Below are 16,246 nucleotides of genomic sequence, written 5' to 3' on the forward strand. Positions count from 1 at the left end.
GAACGTGAATGAAGGCGATATGGCACGGCGGTTTCATTTATACGATGCTCGAAGAAGGCGATCGGACTGAGGCAGTTTATGTTGAGGATGGTGTTATAAAAGGCACCGGCAGCTATGAACGTTTGAAGGAAAAGTACGGGTCACCGGAAACAGAAGAAATCAGCCTGAACGGTGCAGTGATGTTCCCCGGTTTTGTTGACAGCCACCTACATTTGATCGGCCACGGTGAGAAACAGCTTCAGCTCGATCTGTCCGCACTGACGTCGAAAGATGCAATTTTACAGGCTGCGAAGGAAAGAGAGCGGCAGCTTCCTAAAAACGATTGGCTCATTGGAGAGGGCTGGAATGAAAATCAGTTTGAGACACCTGACTACTTGACTAAGCATGATCTTGATCGCCTGTTTCCTGACAGGCCCGTCTTGCTCAAGCGTATATGCCGGCATGCAATAGCTGTCAATTCTGCGGCTCTTCAAGCAGCGGGAATTTCAAGAAATACTCCTGACCCTGACGGCGGAGTCATCGTAAAAGATGCAAATGGAGAGCCGTCCGGACTCCTGTTTGATAAGGCGCAGGATTTGATTCTGAAGGCTGTCCCGCCAGTCTCTCAGCACTATGTTGATGAGGCATTAACGGCTGCAATAAAGGATTGCTGGACAAAAGGCCTGACGGGCGGTCATTCGGAAGACTTGTCCTATTATGGTGATGTTTCGGTGCCGATGAAAGCTTATGAGAAAGCTGCCGCTGGCGGAAAGTATCCGTTTCGCTGCCATTTGCTCGTTCATCATGAAGCTGTCGATCGATGGGAGCAGCTGGAGAAGCTGTCCGGCCCGTATGTGGAGTTCGGTGCTATGAAAATCTTTGCGGACGGGGCGCTTGGCGGGAGAACGGCTTTATTGAAAGAACCATATCAGGATGATCCATCAACAAATGGTGTTCAGGTTCACGATGACGAAACCCTTGGCCGGCTCATTCGCAAAGCGAGAGAAAAAGGGATGGAGGTTGCTGTTCATGCAATCGGCGATCTTGCTTTTGAAAAAGTGCTGAACGCAATAGAAAAGCATCCGCCCAAAAACGGCCGGCATGATCGGCTTATTCATGCCCAAGTGCTTGATAACGAATTAATCGAGAGAGCAGCACGCATGCCGATCGCACTTGACCTTCAGCCGCACTTCGTTGCAAGCGACTTTCCGTGGGTCATTGACCGTCTCGGAAAAGACCGGATGAAGACTGCATTTGCCTGGAAAACCCTCATATCTAAAGGCATTTTATGCGCGGGCGGTTCAGACGCCCCGATTGAGCCTGTTGATCCGCTTCTAGGGATCCAGTCCGCGGTCCTCCGGAAAAGCAGTCATGAGCAAAACGGGCCAAGCTATAATGAAAGTGAATGTTTACCTGTATATGAAGCGATAAAGCTTTATACAGAAGGTAGCGCCGGTATCATTTATAAAGAGAAGTCACGCGGAAAAATTGCGGAAGGCTATGACGCGGATTTTACAGTTCTCAGTGGTGATCCGTTTGCCATTGACCCCGCACAGCTTCATCTTTTAGAGATTAAAAAAACCGTGATTAACGGCCAGATTGTATATGAGAAATCATAAAAGGACAGGCAGCAGCCTGTCCTTTTATTTTCTATAAAAAAGTACGCTTCACTTTTTCCCAAAATGAATTGTCCTTTAGTTTGACTGTTTTGATTTTCTTATTAGACAGTTTGATTTCGATCGTTTTCACATTTCTCGTGCTGAGTGCTTCATTGTCCAAGCCGATGATTGGGTGTTCGTTGCCGTCCTGCACCACACGAAGGGTCAGCTTTCGGTCAGAGCTGAGGACAAATGGCGAGCCGAGTGTCCGGTAGGTGTTATTGTTAAGAGAAGCAAGCTCAGATACCTGCATGCATGGGAGCAGCGGATCAACAACCGCTCCTGCAACAGACTTGTTATAGGCGGTGCTGCCTGTAGGCGTTGAGATGATCATTCCGTCACCTCTAAATGTTTCAAAGTGCAGATCGTCAATCAGCACGTCCATCACAAAGGTTTTAATGATGCTTGAACGGATGGAAACCTCGTTTAGGCAATGAAAAGGACTAGCGTTATCCACTGTCACTTCAATCAGCGGGTATTTTCTCACTTCAATTTGTTCAAACGTCATTGCATCGACCATTTTTTCTCGCTCATCACTATGAAAGTCGCAATATAAATGAGCTTTCCCCTTTTTGGTAATGCCGACGTACAAGCAGTCATCACGAAAATTCGTCTTTCTGACTGCCTGCAAAAATGTGCCGTCCCCGCCAATGCTAGCGATAATATTAGCGTCTGAGTGCTGGTTCACAACGGTAAATCCATGCTCTTCCGCCAATTGTGTTAACGAGCGGGCTTGTTCGTTCGTTTCCTGATCCTGTTTGTGAAAAAAATAAACATTACGGCGTTGATCGGTCATATCCCATTTCCCCTTTGCTGTCATATTTAAGTTTTTCTGCCATCCAGTATTTGTGATAAAATACCTTTGGCCATAAGTGTACCACGTTTGCCGGCAGCCCGTTAAGCCGGAGCTTTCTCATGAAGTGAAACATTTTTCATATTGAATCGTATAATGAGAGAGTTTAGGAAAAAGGAGGAGAAAAAATGAATGCAAAAAGATGGATTGCATTAGTGATTGCTCTGGGGATTTTCGGCGTGTCTATTATCGTCAGCATCTCTATGAGTTTCTTTGAAAGCGTCAAAGGCGCTCAAACGGATCTCACATCACTGACGGATGAATCGCAGGAAAAGACGCTGGAAAACGGCAGTCTCTCAAGTAAAATTGCCGTATTAGAGGTCAGCGGCACCATTCAGGATAATGGGGACTCAAGCAGTCTGCTTGGTGCAGACGGATATAACCACAGAACGTTCTTAAAAAACCTTGAGCGCGCAAAAGATGACAAGACGGTCAAAGGTATCGTTCTGAAGGTGAATTCTCCGGGTGGCGGAGTGTATGAAAGTGCTGAAATACATAAGAAACTGGAAGAAATCAAGAAAGAAACTAAAAAACCGATTTACGTGTCAATGGGTTCGATGGCAGCATCAGGAGGCTATTACATCTCAACAGCGGCTGATAAGATTTTTGCGACACCGGAAACCCTGACCGGGTCACTCGGCGTCATTATGGAAAGCGTCAATTATTCAAAGCTTGCCGATAAGCTTGGCATTTCTTTTGAAACGATTAAGAGCGGGGCCCATAAGGACATTATGTCTCCTTCCCGTGAGATGACGAGAGAAGAAAAAAACATCATGCAATCGATGGTTGATAATTCGTATGAAGGCTTTGTTGATGTCATTTCAAAAGGGCGCGGCATGCCGAAAGCAGAGGTAAAGAAAATTGCGGACGGCCGCGTGTATGACGGACGGCAGGCGAAAAAACTGAACCTCGTTGATGAGCTTGGTTTTTATGACGATACCATTACGGCCATGAAAAAGGATCACAAGGATTTGAAAAACGCCTCTGTCATTTCTTATGAGGAAAGCTTCGGATTAGGTTCACTGTTTTCCATGGGCGCGAACAAAATGTTTAAAAGTGAAATTGATTTTTTGAATATGAGAGAAATTCTATCGCAATCCGGTTCGCCGAGAATGATGTATCTCTATGCGAAGTAGGAGGGAACAATAATGGACGCGACATATGAAGAGTTAGAGCGCAATGACATCAAAGGCCCGCAAGAAGCGGAGCAGCTGACACATGCCTATGCTGGCTTTTGGGTTCGTTTCTGGGCTTTCCTGCTTGATTGGCTCGTGATATGGGGATTAAACCATTTGCTCGTTTCTCCCCTCTTTACCGTATTGGATCTGCCGAAAACATCCGGCATGTTTACCTTCTCGGCCTACAGTGTGACAACGCTTATTGTGTATCTTGCCTACTTCGCACTAATGACTAAATACTTCAGGCAGACGCTTGGTAAAATGGTGTTCGGCCTCAAAGTGGTTTCTGTGAAGCAAGATAGCAAGCTGACATGGAGTACAGTGATTTTTCGTGAAGTGGTTGGACGGTATATTGATAAGATTTGGATTTTATATATCGTTGTTGCTTTTTCACCTACAAAACAAGGGATTCATGATTACATCGCGGATACCACCGTGGTGCATGAAAAATTATACCGCAAATAACCGATAACCCGGACCTCCGTCCGGGTTTATTTTTTTAGGAATTGGCGATAATGCTCCTAGAGGAAGTGAAGAATATGGTGTATGTACTGACAGCCATTCTTATTCTCATAGGGATCGTACTGCTTCTCAGAATGAAAATCCATGTCGCGCTGGAGTATCTTCATGCCGCTGATAATGACAAATTGACCTTGAAGATTACGGCGCTGTTTGGCCTTATAAGGATCAAAAAAACAATCCCGGCGATTAAGGTGAACAAAGAAGACGGAACAGTGGATATCAAACAAAAAACTGAATCTAAAATGAAAAAAAGCAGCGGAAAGAAAAAAATTACACAAAACGATGTGCAGCAAAGCATTAATAAAATCGAAATGCTTTTGCATCAGGTCACCAGACTACGGAAAATCAGCGCGTCTTTTCTCGCGCATTTACATATCACAAAACTAGAATGGGTTACAGTAATCGGAATTCAGGACGCGGCAGTGACAGGTGTGTTAACAGGTGCTGTATGGGGTGTGAAGGGCGGTATCGCAGCAATGCTCTACGACCACCTGGACTTTGTGAATAAACCTGTCTATGAGGTGATCCCGTCGTTTCAAGTCCCTGTTTCCAAGACCCAATTTCAGTGTATATTCTTTTTTCGCTTTGGACATGCTATGCTTGCAGCTTTCAAATTCGTCAAATACGGACGGGAGCTATCCGTATTAAAGAAGAATCCGTCGGCTAGAATGACTTCAAAGAATGATTCATCAGTTTAAGGAGGAAGCGTATATGGCAGACCATCCCATCCAAGGTTTAATGAAAACCGCAATGGAAAACTTGAAGGAAATGATTGATGTTAACACCATCATCGGAGATCCAGTAGAAACGCCTGATGGAAGTGTGATTTTAACTGTTTCTAAAGTTGGATTTGGATTCGCCGCAGGCGGAAGCGAGTTTGGCGGAAAGCCGGCCGAAAAGAAATCGGAAGACGATGAGACAAGAGAACAGAAACTTCCTTTCGGAGGCGGAAGCGGGGGCGGTGTGTCCATTACGCCGATCGCGTTTTTAATTGTCGGATCGACAGGCATCAGAATGCTTCATTTAGATGAAAATACCCATTTAATAGAGAAAATTTTAGACGCAGCCCCTCAAACACTCGAACGCATCCAGCAAATGTTCAAGAAAAATAACAAAAACCAAGGCCAGGGCCAAAATCAAAACCAAATGAACAATATGAATTATTAAAAAAGGTTAACTGCGCTGGCCGCAGTTAACTTTTTTTTGGCATAAACTTTGCAGTTTGCAGGAAACTTTACTATGATAGAGACATACATACAAAAGGGAGGAATTATAATGGCTGAAATTACATTCAAAGGCGGTCCGGTTACACTTGTCGGACAAGAAGTGAAGGTAGGAGATCAAGCTCCTGATTTCACAGTGCTGACTAACAGCCTTGAAGAAAAATCGTTAGCTGACATGAAAGGAAAGGTAACGATTATTTCTGTTATCCCTTCAATTGATACAGGTGTTTGTGATGCACAAACACGCCGTTTTAACGAAGAAGCTGCAAAGCTTGGAGATGTCAACGTCTACACAATCAGTGCAGACCTTCCATTCGCGCAAGCGCGCTGGTGCGGCGCTAACGGAATTGACAAAGTGGAAACACTGTCTGACCACAGAGATATGTCATTTGGCGAAGCGTTCGGTGTGTATATTAAAGAACTTCGTCTGCTTGCGCGTTCCGTATTTGTCCTTGATGAGAATGGAAAAGTCGTTTACGCTGAATATGTAAGCGAAGCAACAAACCACCCGAACTATGAAAAGCCAATTGAGGCTGCTAAGGCATTAGTGAAGTAAGCAGGGAAAAAAGCTCCAGGCTGCCGCCGGAGCTTTTTTCATGGCAAGGAGGAACACAATATGCAAAAAGACCATGTAGGTGCGGTGTATGAGCTGTTAAACGAAGCAGCGATTATGATAAAGAATGAATTGCAGATTTCATATATAGAGGCGCTGGCTGAAGCAGGAGAAATGTATTTTCTTGAAAAAACGGATCAGCTGAAACTGCCTGCTGATCAGAAAACCAAACAACTTCAGGCTCTGCTTGAAAAAGCGGAATTCGGCACGTATGAGCATGAGTGGGTACGCAAGGCTTTTCAGCTTGCCGTCCTTAAAGGAATGAAAGATATCTCCCATCCAAACAGGCAAATGACGCCGGATACGATCGGGCTTTTCATCAGCTATTTGGTGAATAAGTTTATGGCGGACAAAAAGGAATTGACCATTCTTGATCCAGCCTTGGGAACTGGGAACCTTCTGTTTACCGTGCTGAACCAGCTGTCTGAAAAAACGGCAAACAGCTTTGGCATTGAAATTGATGATGTGCTCTTGAAGATCGCCTATGCCCAAGCGAACCTTCTGAAAAAAGAGCTTGAGCTTTTCCACCAGGACAGCCTTGAGCCGTTGTTTATCGATCCAGTTGACACGGTCATTTGTGATCTGCCAGTCGGCTATTATCCGAATGACGAAGGAGCAGAAGCGTTTGAGCTTAAAGCTGACGAAGGCCATTCCTTCGCTCATCATCTGTTTATTGAACAGAGCGTCAAGCATACCAAACCGGGCGGCTACTTATTTTTTATGATTCCGAATCATTTGTTTGAGAGCTCCCAAAGCGGCAAGCTGAAACAGTTTTTCAAAGATAAGGTTCATATCAACGCACTGTTGCAGCTGCCAAAATCTATTTTTAAAGACGAAGCTCATGCCAAAAGCATCCTTGTGCTTCAGAAACAAGGAGAGAATACGAAAGCGCCGGGGCAAATTCTGCTTGCGAATCTTCCGTCTTTCTCCAATCAAAAGGCGATGCTTGATATGATGGCTCAATTTGATGAATGGTTTAAAAAAGAAAAGTAAGTGTTTTAAAAGCAGCTTAGACAGCCGTATGAGGTCGATGCCTAAGCTGCTTTTATTTATGCTTTTGAAGACCGGACTTGACGAATTGAATCCAGCTTTGAAACACAAAATACAGAGGGAAAAACCGCAAATTGTAAGCGTTCATCAATACAAAACCTATAGGGAATGTGTCTGAAAATAACGACTTCTTATTGTAAGCGTTATCAATACGCAAGTTGACTTGAAAAGCCGACATGACAATGTTTAAATGGAAAAGTCAGATATTTTTCGGAGAAGATGTTGATATTCACCGGGAAAAAAGTACGAAAAACGAAGTTGTTGATACAGAGTATAAAGGAGCGTCAATCATGTCCAAAATTATTGCAATTAACGCAGGAAGCTCGTCTTTGAAATTTCAGCTTTTCGAAATGCCTTCAGAAACCGTTTTAACGAAGGGTTTAGTTGAACGAATCGGTATCGCCGACAGCGTATTCACAATTTCTGTGAACGGCGAAAAAAATACAGAAGTAACTGATATTCCGGATCATGCGGTAGCTGTTAAAATGCTGCTGAATAAGTTAACGGAATTCGGCATTATTAAAGACTTGAATGAAATTGACGGAATTGGCCATCGTGTCGTTCACGGCGGAGAAAAATTCAGCGATTCTGTTTTATTAACGGATGAAACCATTAAGGAAATCGAAGATATTTCTGAATTGGCGCCGCTTCACAATCCGGCAAATATCGTTGGAATTAAAGCGTTCAAAGAAGTGCTTCCAAATGTTCCTGCGGTAGCTGTATTTGATACGGCATTCCACCAAACAATGCCTGAGCAGTCTTACCTGTACAGCTTGCCGTATGAATACTATGAAAAATTCGGCATCCGTAAATACGGCTTCCACGGCACTTCACATAAATATGTAACTGAGCGTGCGGCAGAGCTTCTCGGCCGTCCGTTAAAAGACTTGCGCCTGATTTCCTGCCACCTTGGAAACGGAGCAAGTATTGCGGCTGTTGAAGGCGGAAAATCAATTGACACATCCATGGGCTTTACGCCGCTTGCCGGTGTAGCAATGGGTACACGCTCTGGAAACATCGACCCTGCCCTGATTCCATACATCATGGAGAAAACAGGCCAAACGGCTGACGAAGTATTGAATACATTAAACAAAAAAAGCGGACTGCTCGGCATTTCCGGTTTCTCAAGCGATCTTCGTGACATCGTCGAAGCAACGAAAGAAGGAAATGAGCGCGCGGAAACGGCTCTTGAAGTATTCGCAAGCAGAATCCACAAATACATCGGTTCTTACGCTGCAAGAATGAGCGGTGTAGATGCGATCATCTTTACTGCCGGTATCGGTGAAAACAGTGTGGAAGTCAGAGAACGCGTTCTTCGCGGTTTAGAATTCATGGGCGTATACTGGGATCCTGCGCTTAATAACGTGCGCGGCGAGGAAGCTTTCATCAGCTATCCGCATTCTCCAGTAAAAGTCATGATCATTCCGACTGATGAAGAAGTCATGATTGCGCGCGACGTTGTTCGTTTAGCAAAATAAATCGCATGAAAGCACATTCTCTTGAATGTGCTTTTTTATTGATGCATGATAGTGACAGACAGAAAACATAAAAGAGGTGGGCCTATGAGCGTTCAAGAGCATAAACAAGAAGCTCCCGATATCGTTCGGTGCAAAGTGATTACTGTCAGTGACACGAGGACAGAGGAAACCGATAAAAGCGGCAAGCTGATGATCTCATTTTTAGAAGAAGCCGGTCATCATATTGCCGCATATGAAATTGTAAAAGACGAAAAGGATGCTTTGCAGCGGTCAGTGCTTGCGGGCTGCATGGATGAACAGACAGACGCGGTACTCTTAAACGGAGGGACAGGCATAGCAGATCGGGATGTCACAATTGAAGCCATAACGCCGCTGTTTTCGAAAGAACTGCCCGGCTTTGGAGAAATATTCAGGATGCTGAGTTATACAGAGGATATCGGCCCTGCCGCAATCATGTCGAGAGCAACTGCCGGCGTCATTCAGCATACCGCTGTTTTCTCAACGCCAGGCTCAAGCGGCGCGGTAAAGCTGGCAATGAATAAGCTGATTATTCCCGAACTTGCACATGTGGTCAGAGAAATCAGAAAAGACAAGTAAATGAATAAATACTACGAAACTTCACCTGAAATTTAGGTGAAGTTTTTTTTATAAAAGGCTTGAAAAAACGAAACGTACTTGTTAAAGTGTATACATACAAAATGTATTTTTATTAAATATAATTTATTTTTATACAAAATAGAAACACGGTTGAGAGGGGATTTTTATCATGTCAGAACAGAAAAAAGTCGTATTAGCATACTCAGGGGGTCTTGATACTTCCGTCGCAATAAAATGGCTTCAGGAGCAAGGATATAATGTCATCGCCTGCTGCCTGGATGTCGGTGAGGGCAAAGATTTGGCATTTGTTCAGCAGAAAGCGCTTGAAGTCGGCGCGACAAACTCCTACGTGATCGATGCAAAAGAAGAATTTGCACAGGATTACGCGCTTATTTCTTTGCAGGCCCACACGATGTATGAAGGAAAATACCCGCTCGTTTCGGCATTATCTCGGCCGCTGATCGCGAAAAAGCTGGTTGAAATAGCGGAAAAAGAAGATGCACAGGCGATTGCCCATGGATGCACTGGGAAAGGAAATGACCAGGTTCGTTTCGAAGTCTCCATTAAATCATTAAACCCTGACCTAGAAGTCATCGCGCCGGTTCGCGAATGGCAGTGGTCACGTGAAGAAGAAATTGAATATGCGGCTAGCCGCGGCATTCCGATTCCGATCAATCTTGATAGCCCGTATTCTATCGATCAAAACCTCTGGGGACGCGCCAATGAGTGCGGCATTTTAGAAGATCCATGGGCGGCGCCGCCAGAAGGTGCATACGATTTAACAGCTCCGCTGGAAAAAACGCCGGACACGCCGGAAGTGATTGAAATTGCATTTGAACAGGGCGTGCCTGTCTCCATTGACGGTGTTTCCTACTCGCTTTCTGAGCTGATCTTGAAGCTGAATGAAATGGCGGGCGCGCACGGTGTCGGACGTATCGACCACGTGGAAAACCGCCTCGTCGGCATTAAATCCCGGGAAGTATACGAATGCCCTGGTGCGATGACACTGATCAAAGCGCATAAAGAATTAGAAGATTTGACACTGGTGAAAGAGGTAGCCCACTTTAAACCGATCATCGAGCAAAAAATGTCAGAGATCATTTACAACGGCTTATGGTTCTCGCCGTTAAAAGATGCGCTGCACGCTTTCTTAAAAGAAACGCAAAAGCATGTCACAGGCATTGTCCGCGTGAAGCTGTTTAAAGGCCATGCAATTGTAGAAGGACGTAAATCAGAATACTCTCTATATGATGAAAAACTTGCAACATATACAAAAGACGATGCATTTGATCACCATGCAGCAATTGGATTTATCGAGCTTTGGGGACTTCCGACAAAAGTGAACAGCATCGTAAAAAAGAAGGAGCAGATTAAAGCATGAAGAAGCTCTGGGGAGGCCGATTTCAAAAAACACCGGAAAAATGGGTCGACGAGTTCGGCGCGTCCATATCATTTGACCAAAATTTAGTTGCTGAAGACATTACAGGGTCTCTCGCACATGCTGCCATGCTGAAAAAATGCGGTATTCTGACAGCAGAAGAAGAGTTGAAAATCCGAGAGGGCCTGAATACCCTTTTGCAAAAAGCAGAGGAGGGAGCATTGGAATTCTCAGTCGATTATGAGGATATTCATTTGAACATTGAGAAAATGCTCATTGACGAAATCGGTCCTCTTGGCGGCAAGCTGCATACCGGCAGAAGCCGGAATGACCAGGTGGCGACTGACATGCATTTATACTTGAAGAATCATGTCGGCCACATCATCGAGCTGATTGAGGCATTCCAAAGTGCGCTGATTGAAAAGGCGGAAGCGAACGTTGAAACGATTCTGCCGGGCTACACACATCTGCAGCGCGCCCAGCCGATTTCATTCGCTCACCATCTGCTTGCGTATTTCTGGATGCTTGAGCGCGACAAGGAGCGTTTTCAGGATTCAATGAAGCGGATTAACAAATCTCCGCTCGGCTGCGGGGCGCTCGCGGGAACAACCTTCCCAATTGACCGTGATTATTCAGCGGAACTGCTCGGCTTTGATGCCATTTATGAAAACAGCTTGGACGGCGTCAGCGACAGAGACTTCATTTTGGAGTTTTTAAGCAACAGCAGTATGCTGATGATGCACCTCTCCCGTTTTTCTGAAGAAATCATTTTATGGTGCTCGCAGGAGTTTAAATTCATCGAGCTTGACGATACGTACGCAACAGGAAGCAGCATGATGCCGCAAAAGAAAAATCCTGATATGGCGGAGCTGATCCGCGGCAAAACAGGACGCGTATACGGCGATATGATGGGGCTGTTTACGATCATGAAAGGACTTCCGCTCGCTTACAACAAAGATCTGCAGGAAGACAAAGAGGGCATGTTTGACACGGTGAAAACGGTGGAGGGCAGCCTGCAAATCTTCACAGGCATGATCCAAACAATGACTGTAAACAAAGACGTCATGAAGCAAGCAACAAAACAAGACTTTTCAAATGCGACGGAACTGGCGGATTATTTAGCTAAAAAGGGAATGCCGTTCAGAGAAGCGCATGAAGTGGTCGGGAAACTTGTGTACACATGCATCGAAAGAGGGATCTATTTAAGCGATATGCCGTTTGGCGAGTTTCAGCAGGCGAGCACACTATTCGAAGAAGATATTTACACTGTGTTAGACCCTTACTACGCAGTTGAAAAAAGAATGAGCGCCGGGGGCACCGGATTCAAACAGGTAAAGCAGGCGCTTGAAAAAGCGAAAGCTTGCGTGGCAGCAGGAGTTTGTTAAAATTTCCTTCATAAAATCCCGTCATTATAGCCAACCTACCTCTATAATGATGAGAGGCAGAATGATGAAAAAAGAACCGGAACGCTATATTTATGATGAACAAGAAAGCCAGGAGACAACAAGGCTCATTTCAGAAGCGTATCAAAGCGGTTATGTCGATATGCCCGATCAGGAGTCTTCATCTCCTGCAGAATAAGCTGTCTGTACAGGCAGCTTTTTTTGTATGCCAAAGTGTAAAAAGTGATATTGCAAGCCTTTTATAGTAAAGTAGAAGAAGAAACACTTTATTGAAAGCGGCGACGTTGCTTTGGGAGGTATTCATGTGCGACATGCTTTAATTACTGCCGGTTCGAAGGGTTTAGGCCGCAAAGTGACTGAAACGTTGCTTGCAAAGGGGTATTCAGTAACAGTCAATTACAGACAGGATGAGGAGGCAGTCAGCCGCCTGAAGGAAGCCTGTCCCGATTGTCTTGACCGGCTGCAATTTGTAAAAGGTGATGTCACCAAAAAAGAAGATCTGCTGCGTATTGCAGAGGCTGCCTTAAACCGCTTCGGAAGGATCGACTTTTTGATTAACAACGCGGGACCATACATATTTGAACGTAAAAAGTTAGCCGATTATACTGATGATGAATGGTATGGCATGCTGGAAGGAAATTTAAGCGCCGTCTTTCATTTATTCAAAGCGGTTATTCCTATTATGAGAAAACAGCAATTTGGACGCATCATTACGTACGGATTCCAAGGTGCGGCTCACGCGCCCGGCTGGCTTCACCGATCTGCATTTGGCGCTGCGAAAGTGGGCTTGGCTTCTTTGACGAAGACAATTGCCATTGAAGAAGCCGAATTCGGCATAACCGCCAACATGGTTTGCCCGGGAGACATTGTCGGCGACATGAAAGAAGCATCGATAGAGGAAGCCAGAATGCGAATCGGCAAAGAGAAAACGCCGATAGGAAGATCCGGTACAGGCGAGGATATCGCCCGGATTATCGCTTTCTTGTGTGAGGAGAACTCAGACCTTGTGACAGGGACTGTCATTGAAGCCACCGGTGGCCTCAATGTCATTAACAAGAATCAAACAACATAAGTTTTTCAGTTTTTTAAAAAAGGGAAAATAAAAAAATCAAAATCATGTGACGAGGTGAAAGAAATGAAAGTGACATATCACGGACATTCTGTAATCACAGTGGAAACGAAGGACCATCATATTATTTTTGATCCGTTTTTAACAGGGAATTCATTAACGGATATAAAGCCGGAGGATGTAAAAGCGGATGTCATCTTATTAACGCACGGCCACAATGACCATGTCGGTGATACTGAACAAATCGCCAAGCAAAATAACGCGTTGGTTATAGCCCCGAACGAGCTCGCTGTGTACTTAGGCTGGAAAGGCTTGAATGTTCATCCAATGCATATTGGCGGCTCCCGCCAGTTCGATTTTGGAAAAGTGAAGCTCACACAGGCCTTTCATGGATCAGCCATCACAGATGAAGAAAACAAAACGATCACTTACACAGGCATGCCTGCCGGTATTTTGCTGACTGTAGAAGATAAAACGATTTTCCACGCGGGCGATACGGCACTTTTCTCTGATATGAAACTCATTGGCGAATTGAATCATATCGACCTTGCTTTCCTTCCGATTGGCGATAACTTTACAATGGGGCCTGAAGACGCCAAGCTTGCTGCTGAATGGCTGCGCGCAAAACAGGTCGTGCCGGTGCATTACAATACATTCCCGGTCATCGAACAAGACCCAGAAGCATTCGCTGACAGCCTGCCGGGCGGAGTCGGCAAAGTCATGTCGGTCGGTGAGACGATCGAGCTTTAAACCGTGAAACCATCTCCTGATGAATCAGGAGGTGGTTTTTATTTTTTCAGTTATCCTGTAATGGTCTTATCAGAGGTTCCTTCCAATTCTTTGCTGCGCTGCTGAAAACGTTTGGTTATCCGGGCGATCAAGTCCTTCGTGGCGCGGTCAAAATGAACTTCTTTTTGATTTGTCAACAGCCCTATGGGCGGGGTGATATCCAGGTTCAGAATTGGAATGACTTTAGTGCCGTTGAACGGTTTAGAATGTGCGGTGCTGGTAAAGATTGAAATTCCGATGTTTTCACGTACGTAATATTCATGTGACATGCTGCTTGTGAGCTCCATTTTTTTGTAGCGATTCCCGAGTTCTCTATGTAAATGCTGTTCAATTTGTAAGCGAATGGGGCAATTGGCGGGCGTAAATATGAAGCGCTCTTCTGCTAAATCAGACAAATGGACAGCCTTCTTCTCAGCGAGCGGATGTTGATCAGATACAATCACATTTAATGTGTCATAAAAAAATGGATGGTAGTAATTTTCAAGAATCAGCTCCGGCTCGCCGCAGACTGCAAAATCAATCGTCCCGTCTAAGAGCTTTTGACTGCAGGTATTGGCGTCATCAACCTTGATATTAACCGTTATCTTTGGGTAATCCATTAAGAAATCCTTTAAAATCTCGGGGAATATCAGACTGGCGGTTGGCTCTGAAACCCCTATGTTGATAATGCCTGCCTCTTCTTCCTTTAAGTCGGAGAGGTTGTGTTTAAGCGCCTCGTATTGCATCAAAAGATCTCCTGTTCGTTCATAAAAAAGCTTCCCTGCTTTTGTCAACTGCAGGCTTTTTCCTCTTTCAAACAGCAGTACGCCTAAATCCTGCTCCAATTGCTTCATACGCATCGATATCGTCGGCTGCGAGTAGTTGAGTATTTCTGCAGCTTTATAGAAGCTTCCAAATTTTACAATCGTATGAAACGTTTTGATTGAGCGTAACTCCAATGTGCTCCCTCCTGTTTTTCATCATTAAAATTACTGAAGTGAAGGTTTACTTTTTTTGATTAGTCAAAGATCAGAGTATGCTTTATAGTATAAACAATAAAAGCTTAGTAAACAAATAGGAATTATATATTTTGTGAAGAGGAGTGACAAAAATGAGTGATGATATTTTTCGACTGGCAACTGTTGAAGATGCATCGGAGCTGTTGAAACTGGTTAACAGCGCATTTCAGCCCATTCGGCAGCTGGATATTGATTGGCCATCCACGAGAGCTGATATCCAAATGGTATCAGAAAATATTGAACATCATTCAGCGATTGTGCTGGAGCGGGATGGGAAGCTGATTTCAACGATTACAATCAGGTTCCCGTGGGAGAGTGAGACGCCTCCTTCAAAATATCCATTTGTGTGGTGGTTTGCGACACTGCCGGAATATAAAGGGCAAGGCGCCGGAAGTAAGCTGCTTACGTATGTTGAAGAAAAAGTGCTTCGAGATATGCTGAAGGCTCCTGCGCTGACACTCGGCACATCGGCGCGCAAGCATCCTTGGCTTGCTGACATGTACAGAAGGAGAGGGTATGAAGTGTATTTTGAGCAGGAAAAAGACGGGGACATAGGTGTGATGATGCACAAGGTTCTGATTCCGGAACGATTTAACCCAACGCTTTTAGGTGCGCCCAGCTGGGCATGATGTGAGGCAGCCTATGAATAAGCGTAAAGGATTGGTTTTGCTGCTGTCAGTGTTTGCATTACTTGGCGGGGGATGTTCGCAAACAAATAACAAAACAGATCGTCAGGCTCAAACGGTCATAGTCGGCACTGGAACAGATTTTCCGAATATTGCGTTTTTAAATGAAAAAGGTGAATTGACCGGGTATGACATTGAAGTGATGAAAGCCATCGATAAGGAGTTGCCTCAATATACATTTGAATTTAAAACGATGGATTTCTCAAATTTGCTGACGAGTCTCGGAAATAAAAAAATTGATGTGATTGCGCACAATATGGCCAAAAATAAAGAACGAGAAAAGCGTTTTTTGTATCATAAAGTCCCATATAACTACTCGCCGATGTACATCACGGTGAAAGAGGATAATCACAAGATTCATACATTAAAAGACTTACACGGAAAAACAGTCATAGTTGGCGCCACGTCAAATGCGGCAGATTATATTACAAAGTACAACAAAACGCACGGCAGCCCAATTCATTTGAAATATGCGGGACAGGGAAGCAATGATACCGCCAATCAAATTGAAACCGGGCGCGCAGATGCAACGATAGCTACACCGTTTGCCGTCGATTTTCAGAATAAAACGCACGCCTTCCGCCAAAAGACAGTCGGTGACGTGTTATTAGATACCGAGGTGTACTTTATGTTTAATAAAGGCAGCCAAACCTTGGCGGATGACACGGATCAAGCGATTAAAAAGCTGGAGAAAAACGGAACGCTAAAAAAACTAAGCCGAAAATGGCTCGGGGCAGATTATTCAAAATCAAGTTTTGAAAAATAAATGGGG

19 protein-coding genes are annotated in these 16,246 nt (G+C 44.6%); 17 read left to right on the forward strand and 2 right to left on the reverse strand.

The features are described 5' to 3' along the window. The first annotated feature begins 8 nt into the window (after positions 1 to 8). A complete protein-coding gene (locus BGM23_RS07115) occupies positions 9 to 1,598 on the forward strand; it encodes an amidohydrolase (RefSeq protein WP_046663893.1) in 1,590 nt (529 codons plus the stop codon). Positions 1,599 to 1,629: 31 nt separating this feature from the next. On the opposite strand, the gene BGM23_RS07120 is transcribed toward BGM23_RS07115, so the two are convergent. After that, a complete protein-coding gene (locus tag BGM23_RS07120) occupies positions 1,630 to 2,433 on the reverse strand; it encodes an NAD kinase (protein WP_014480556.1) in 804 nt (267 codons plus the stop codon). Between the two features lie 185 nt (positions 2,434 to 2,618). On the opposite strand from BGM23_RS07120, the gene sppA reads away from it, so the two are divergent. The 14 genes from sppA to BGM23_RS07185 all read left to right on the forward strand — a co-directional run bounded on the left by sppA (position 2,619) and on the right by BGM23_RS07185 (position 13,751). Continuing rightward, positions 2,619 to 3,626: a signal peptide peptidase SppA gene (gene sppA, locus BGM23_RS07125; RefSeq protein ID WP_046663892.1), complete on the forward strand. Its 1,008-nt coding sequence runs from the start codon at positions 2,619 to 2,621 to the stop codon at positions 3,624 to 3,626. A 12-nt stretch (positions 3,627 to 3,638) separates the two neighbouring features. Continuing rightward, positions 3,639 to 4,133 carry an RDD family protein gene (locus BGM23_RS07130; RefSeq protein ID WP_014477652.1) on the forward strand — a complete coding sequence of 165 codons (495 nt, stop codon included), beginning with the start codon at positions 3,639 to 3,641 and terminating at the stop codon, positions 4,131 to 4,133. Positions 4,134 to 4,207: 74 nt separating this feature from the next. Next, positions 4,208 to 4,888 carry a DUF2953 domain-containing protein gene (locus BGM23_RS07135; RefSeq protein WP_046663891.1) on the forward strand — a complete coding sequence of 227 codons (681 nt, stop codon included), beginning with the start codon at positions 4,208 to 4,210 and terminating at the stop codon, positions 4,886 to 4,888. 13 nt (positions 4,889 to 4,901) lie between these two features. Further along, positions 4,902 to 5,357 (forward strand): GerW family sporulation protein, encoded by a 456-nt coding sequence (ytfJ, locus tag BGM23_RS07140; protein ID WP_003223504.1) that lies wholly within the window; start codon positions 4,902 to 4,904, stop codon positions 5,355 to 5,357. A gap of 108 nt (positions 5,358 to 5,465) precedes the next feature. Further along, positions 5,466 to 5,969 (forward strand): thiol peroxidase, encoded by a 504-nt coding sequence (tpx, locus tag BGM23_RS07145; RefSeq protein ID WP_003223506.1) that lies wholly within the window; start codon positions 5,466 to 5,468, stop codon positions 5,967 to 5,969. Positions 5,970 to 6,029: 60 nt separating this feature from the next. Continuing rightward, positions 6,030 to 7,019: a class I SAM-dependent methyltransferase gene (locus BGM23_RS07150; protein WP_003229346.1), complete on the forward strand. Its 990-nt coding sequence runs from the start codon at positions 6,030 to 6,032 to the stop codon at positions 7,017 to 7,019. Next, a complete protein-coding gene (locus tag BGM23_RS21285; RefSeq protein WP_120028477.1) occupies positions 6,991 to 7,194 on the forward strand; it encodes a hypothetical protein in 204 nt (67 codons plus the stop codon). Before BGM23_RS07150 ends, BGM23_RS21285 begins: the two co-directional genes overlap by 29 nt. 172 nt (positions 7,195 to 7,366) lie before the next feature. Continuing rightward, the gene (locus BGM23_RS07155; protein WP_003223511.1) at positions 7,367 to 8,554 is read left to right on the forward strand and encodes an acetate kinase; all 1,188 of its coding nucleotides are present in this window, start codon (positions 7,367 to 7,369) and stop codon (positions 8,552 to 8,554) included. An 84-nt stretch (positions 8,555 to 8,638) separates the two neighbouring features. Further along, on the forward strand, positions 8,639 to 9,151 hold the full coding sequence (locus BGM23_RS07160) for a MogA/MoaB family molybdenum cofactor biosynthesis protein (protein WP_021480306.1): 513 nt from the start codon (positions 8,639 to 8,641) through the stop codon (positions 9,149 to 9,151). 169 nt (positions 9,152 to 9,320) lie between these two features. Next, positions 9,321 to 10,532, forward strand: coding sequence for an argininosuccinate synthase (locus BGM23_RS07165; protein WP_003229357.1), 1,212 nt, complete (start codon positions 9,321 to 9,323; stop codon positions 10,530 to 10,532). Further along, entirely contained in the window at positions 10,529 to 11,914 is a 1,386-nt protein-coding gene (gene argH, locus BGM23_RS07170) for an argininosuccinate lyase (RefSeq protein WP_017695740.1), read from the forward strand. Before BGM23_RS07165 ends, argH begins: the two co-directional genes overlap by 4 nt. A gap of 61 nt (positions 11,915 to 11,975) precedes the next feature. Further along, entirely contained in the window at positions 11,976 to 12,110 is a 135-nt protein-coding gene (locus BGM23_RS22295; RefSeq protein WP_004399018.1) for a hypothetical protein, read from the forward strand. A 126-nt stretch (positions 12,111 to 12,236) separates the two neighbouring features. Beyond that, a complete protein-coding gene (locus tag BGM23_RS07180; RefSeq protein WP_004398521.1) occupies positions 12,237 to 13,004 on the forward strand; it encodes an SDR family oxidoreductase in 768 nt (255 codons plus the stop codon). A gap of 63 nt (positions 13,005 to 13,067) precedes the next feature. Then, positions 13,068 to 13,751 carry a metal-dependent hydrolase gene (locus BGM23_RS07185; RefSeq protein ID WP_003245964.1) on the forward strand — a complete coding sequence of 228 codons (684 nt, stop codon included), beginning with the start codon at positions 13,068 to 13,070 and terminating at the stop codon, positions 13,749 to 13,751. A gap of 50 nt (positions 13,752 to 13,801) precedes the next feature. On the opposite strand, the gene ytlI is transcribed toward BGM23_RS07185, so the two are convergent. Further along, positions 13,802 to 14,728, reverse strand: a complete 927-nt coding sequence (gene ytlI, locus BGM23_RS07190) for a LysR family transcriptional regulator YtlI (protein ID WP_004398915.1) — start codon at positions 14,726 to 14,728, stop codon at positions 13,802 to 13,804. A gap of 152 nt (positions 14,729 to 14,880) precedes the next feature. Here ytlI and snaA point away from each other — a divergent pair, with 152 nt between their 5' ends. After that, entirely contained in the window at positions 14,881 to 15,417 is a 537-nt protein-coding gene (gene snaA, locus BGM23_RS07195; protein WP_003245971.1) for an N-acetyltransferase SnaA, read from the forward strand. A 13-nt stretch (positions 15,418 to 15,430) separates the two neighbouring features. Beyond that, positions 15,431 to 16,240, forward strand: coding sequence for a sulfur-containing amino acid ABC transporter substrate-binding protein TcyJ (tcyJ, locus tag BGM23_RS07200; protein ID WP_004399114.1), 810 nt, complete (start codon positions 15,431 to 15,433; stop codon positions 16,238 to 16,240). Positions 16,241 to 16,246: the final 6 nt, after the last annotated feature.

It is taken from the genome of Bacillus sp. FJAT-14266 (genome assembly GCF_001719225.1).
In the GTDB taxonomy this organism is placed as follows: Bacteria; Bacillota; Bacilli; order Bacillales; family Bacillaceae; genus Bacillus; species Bacillus subtilis.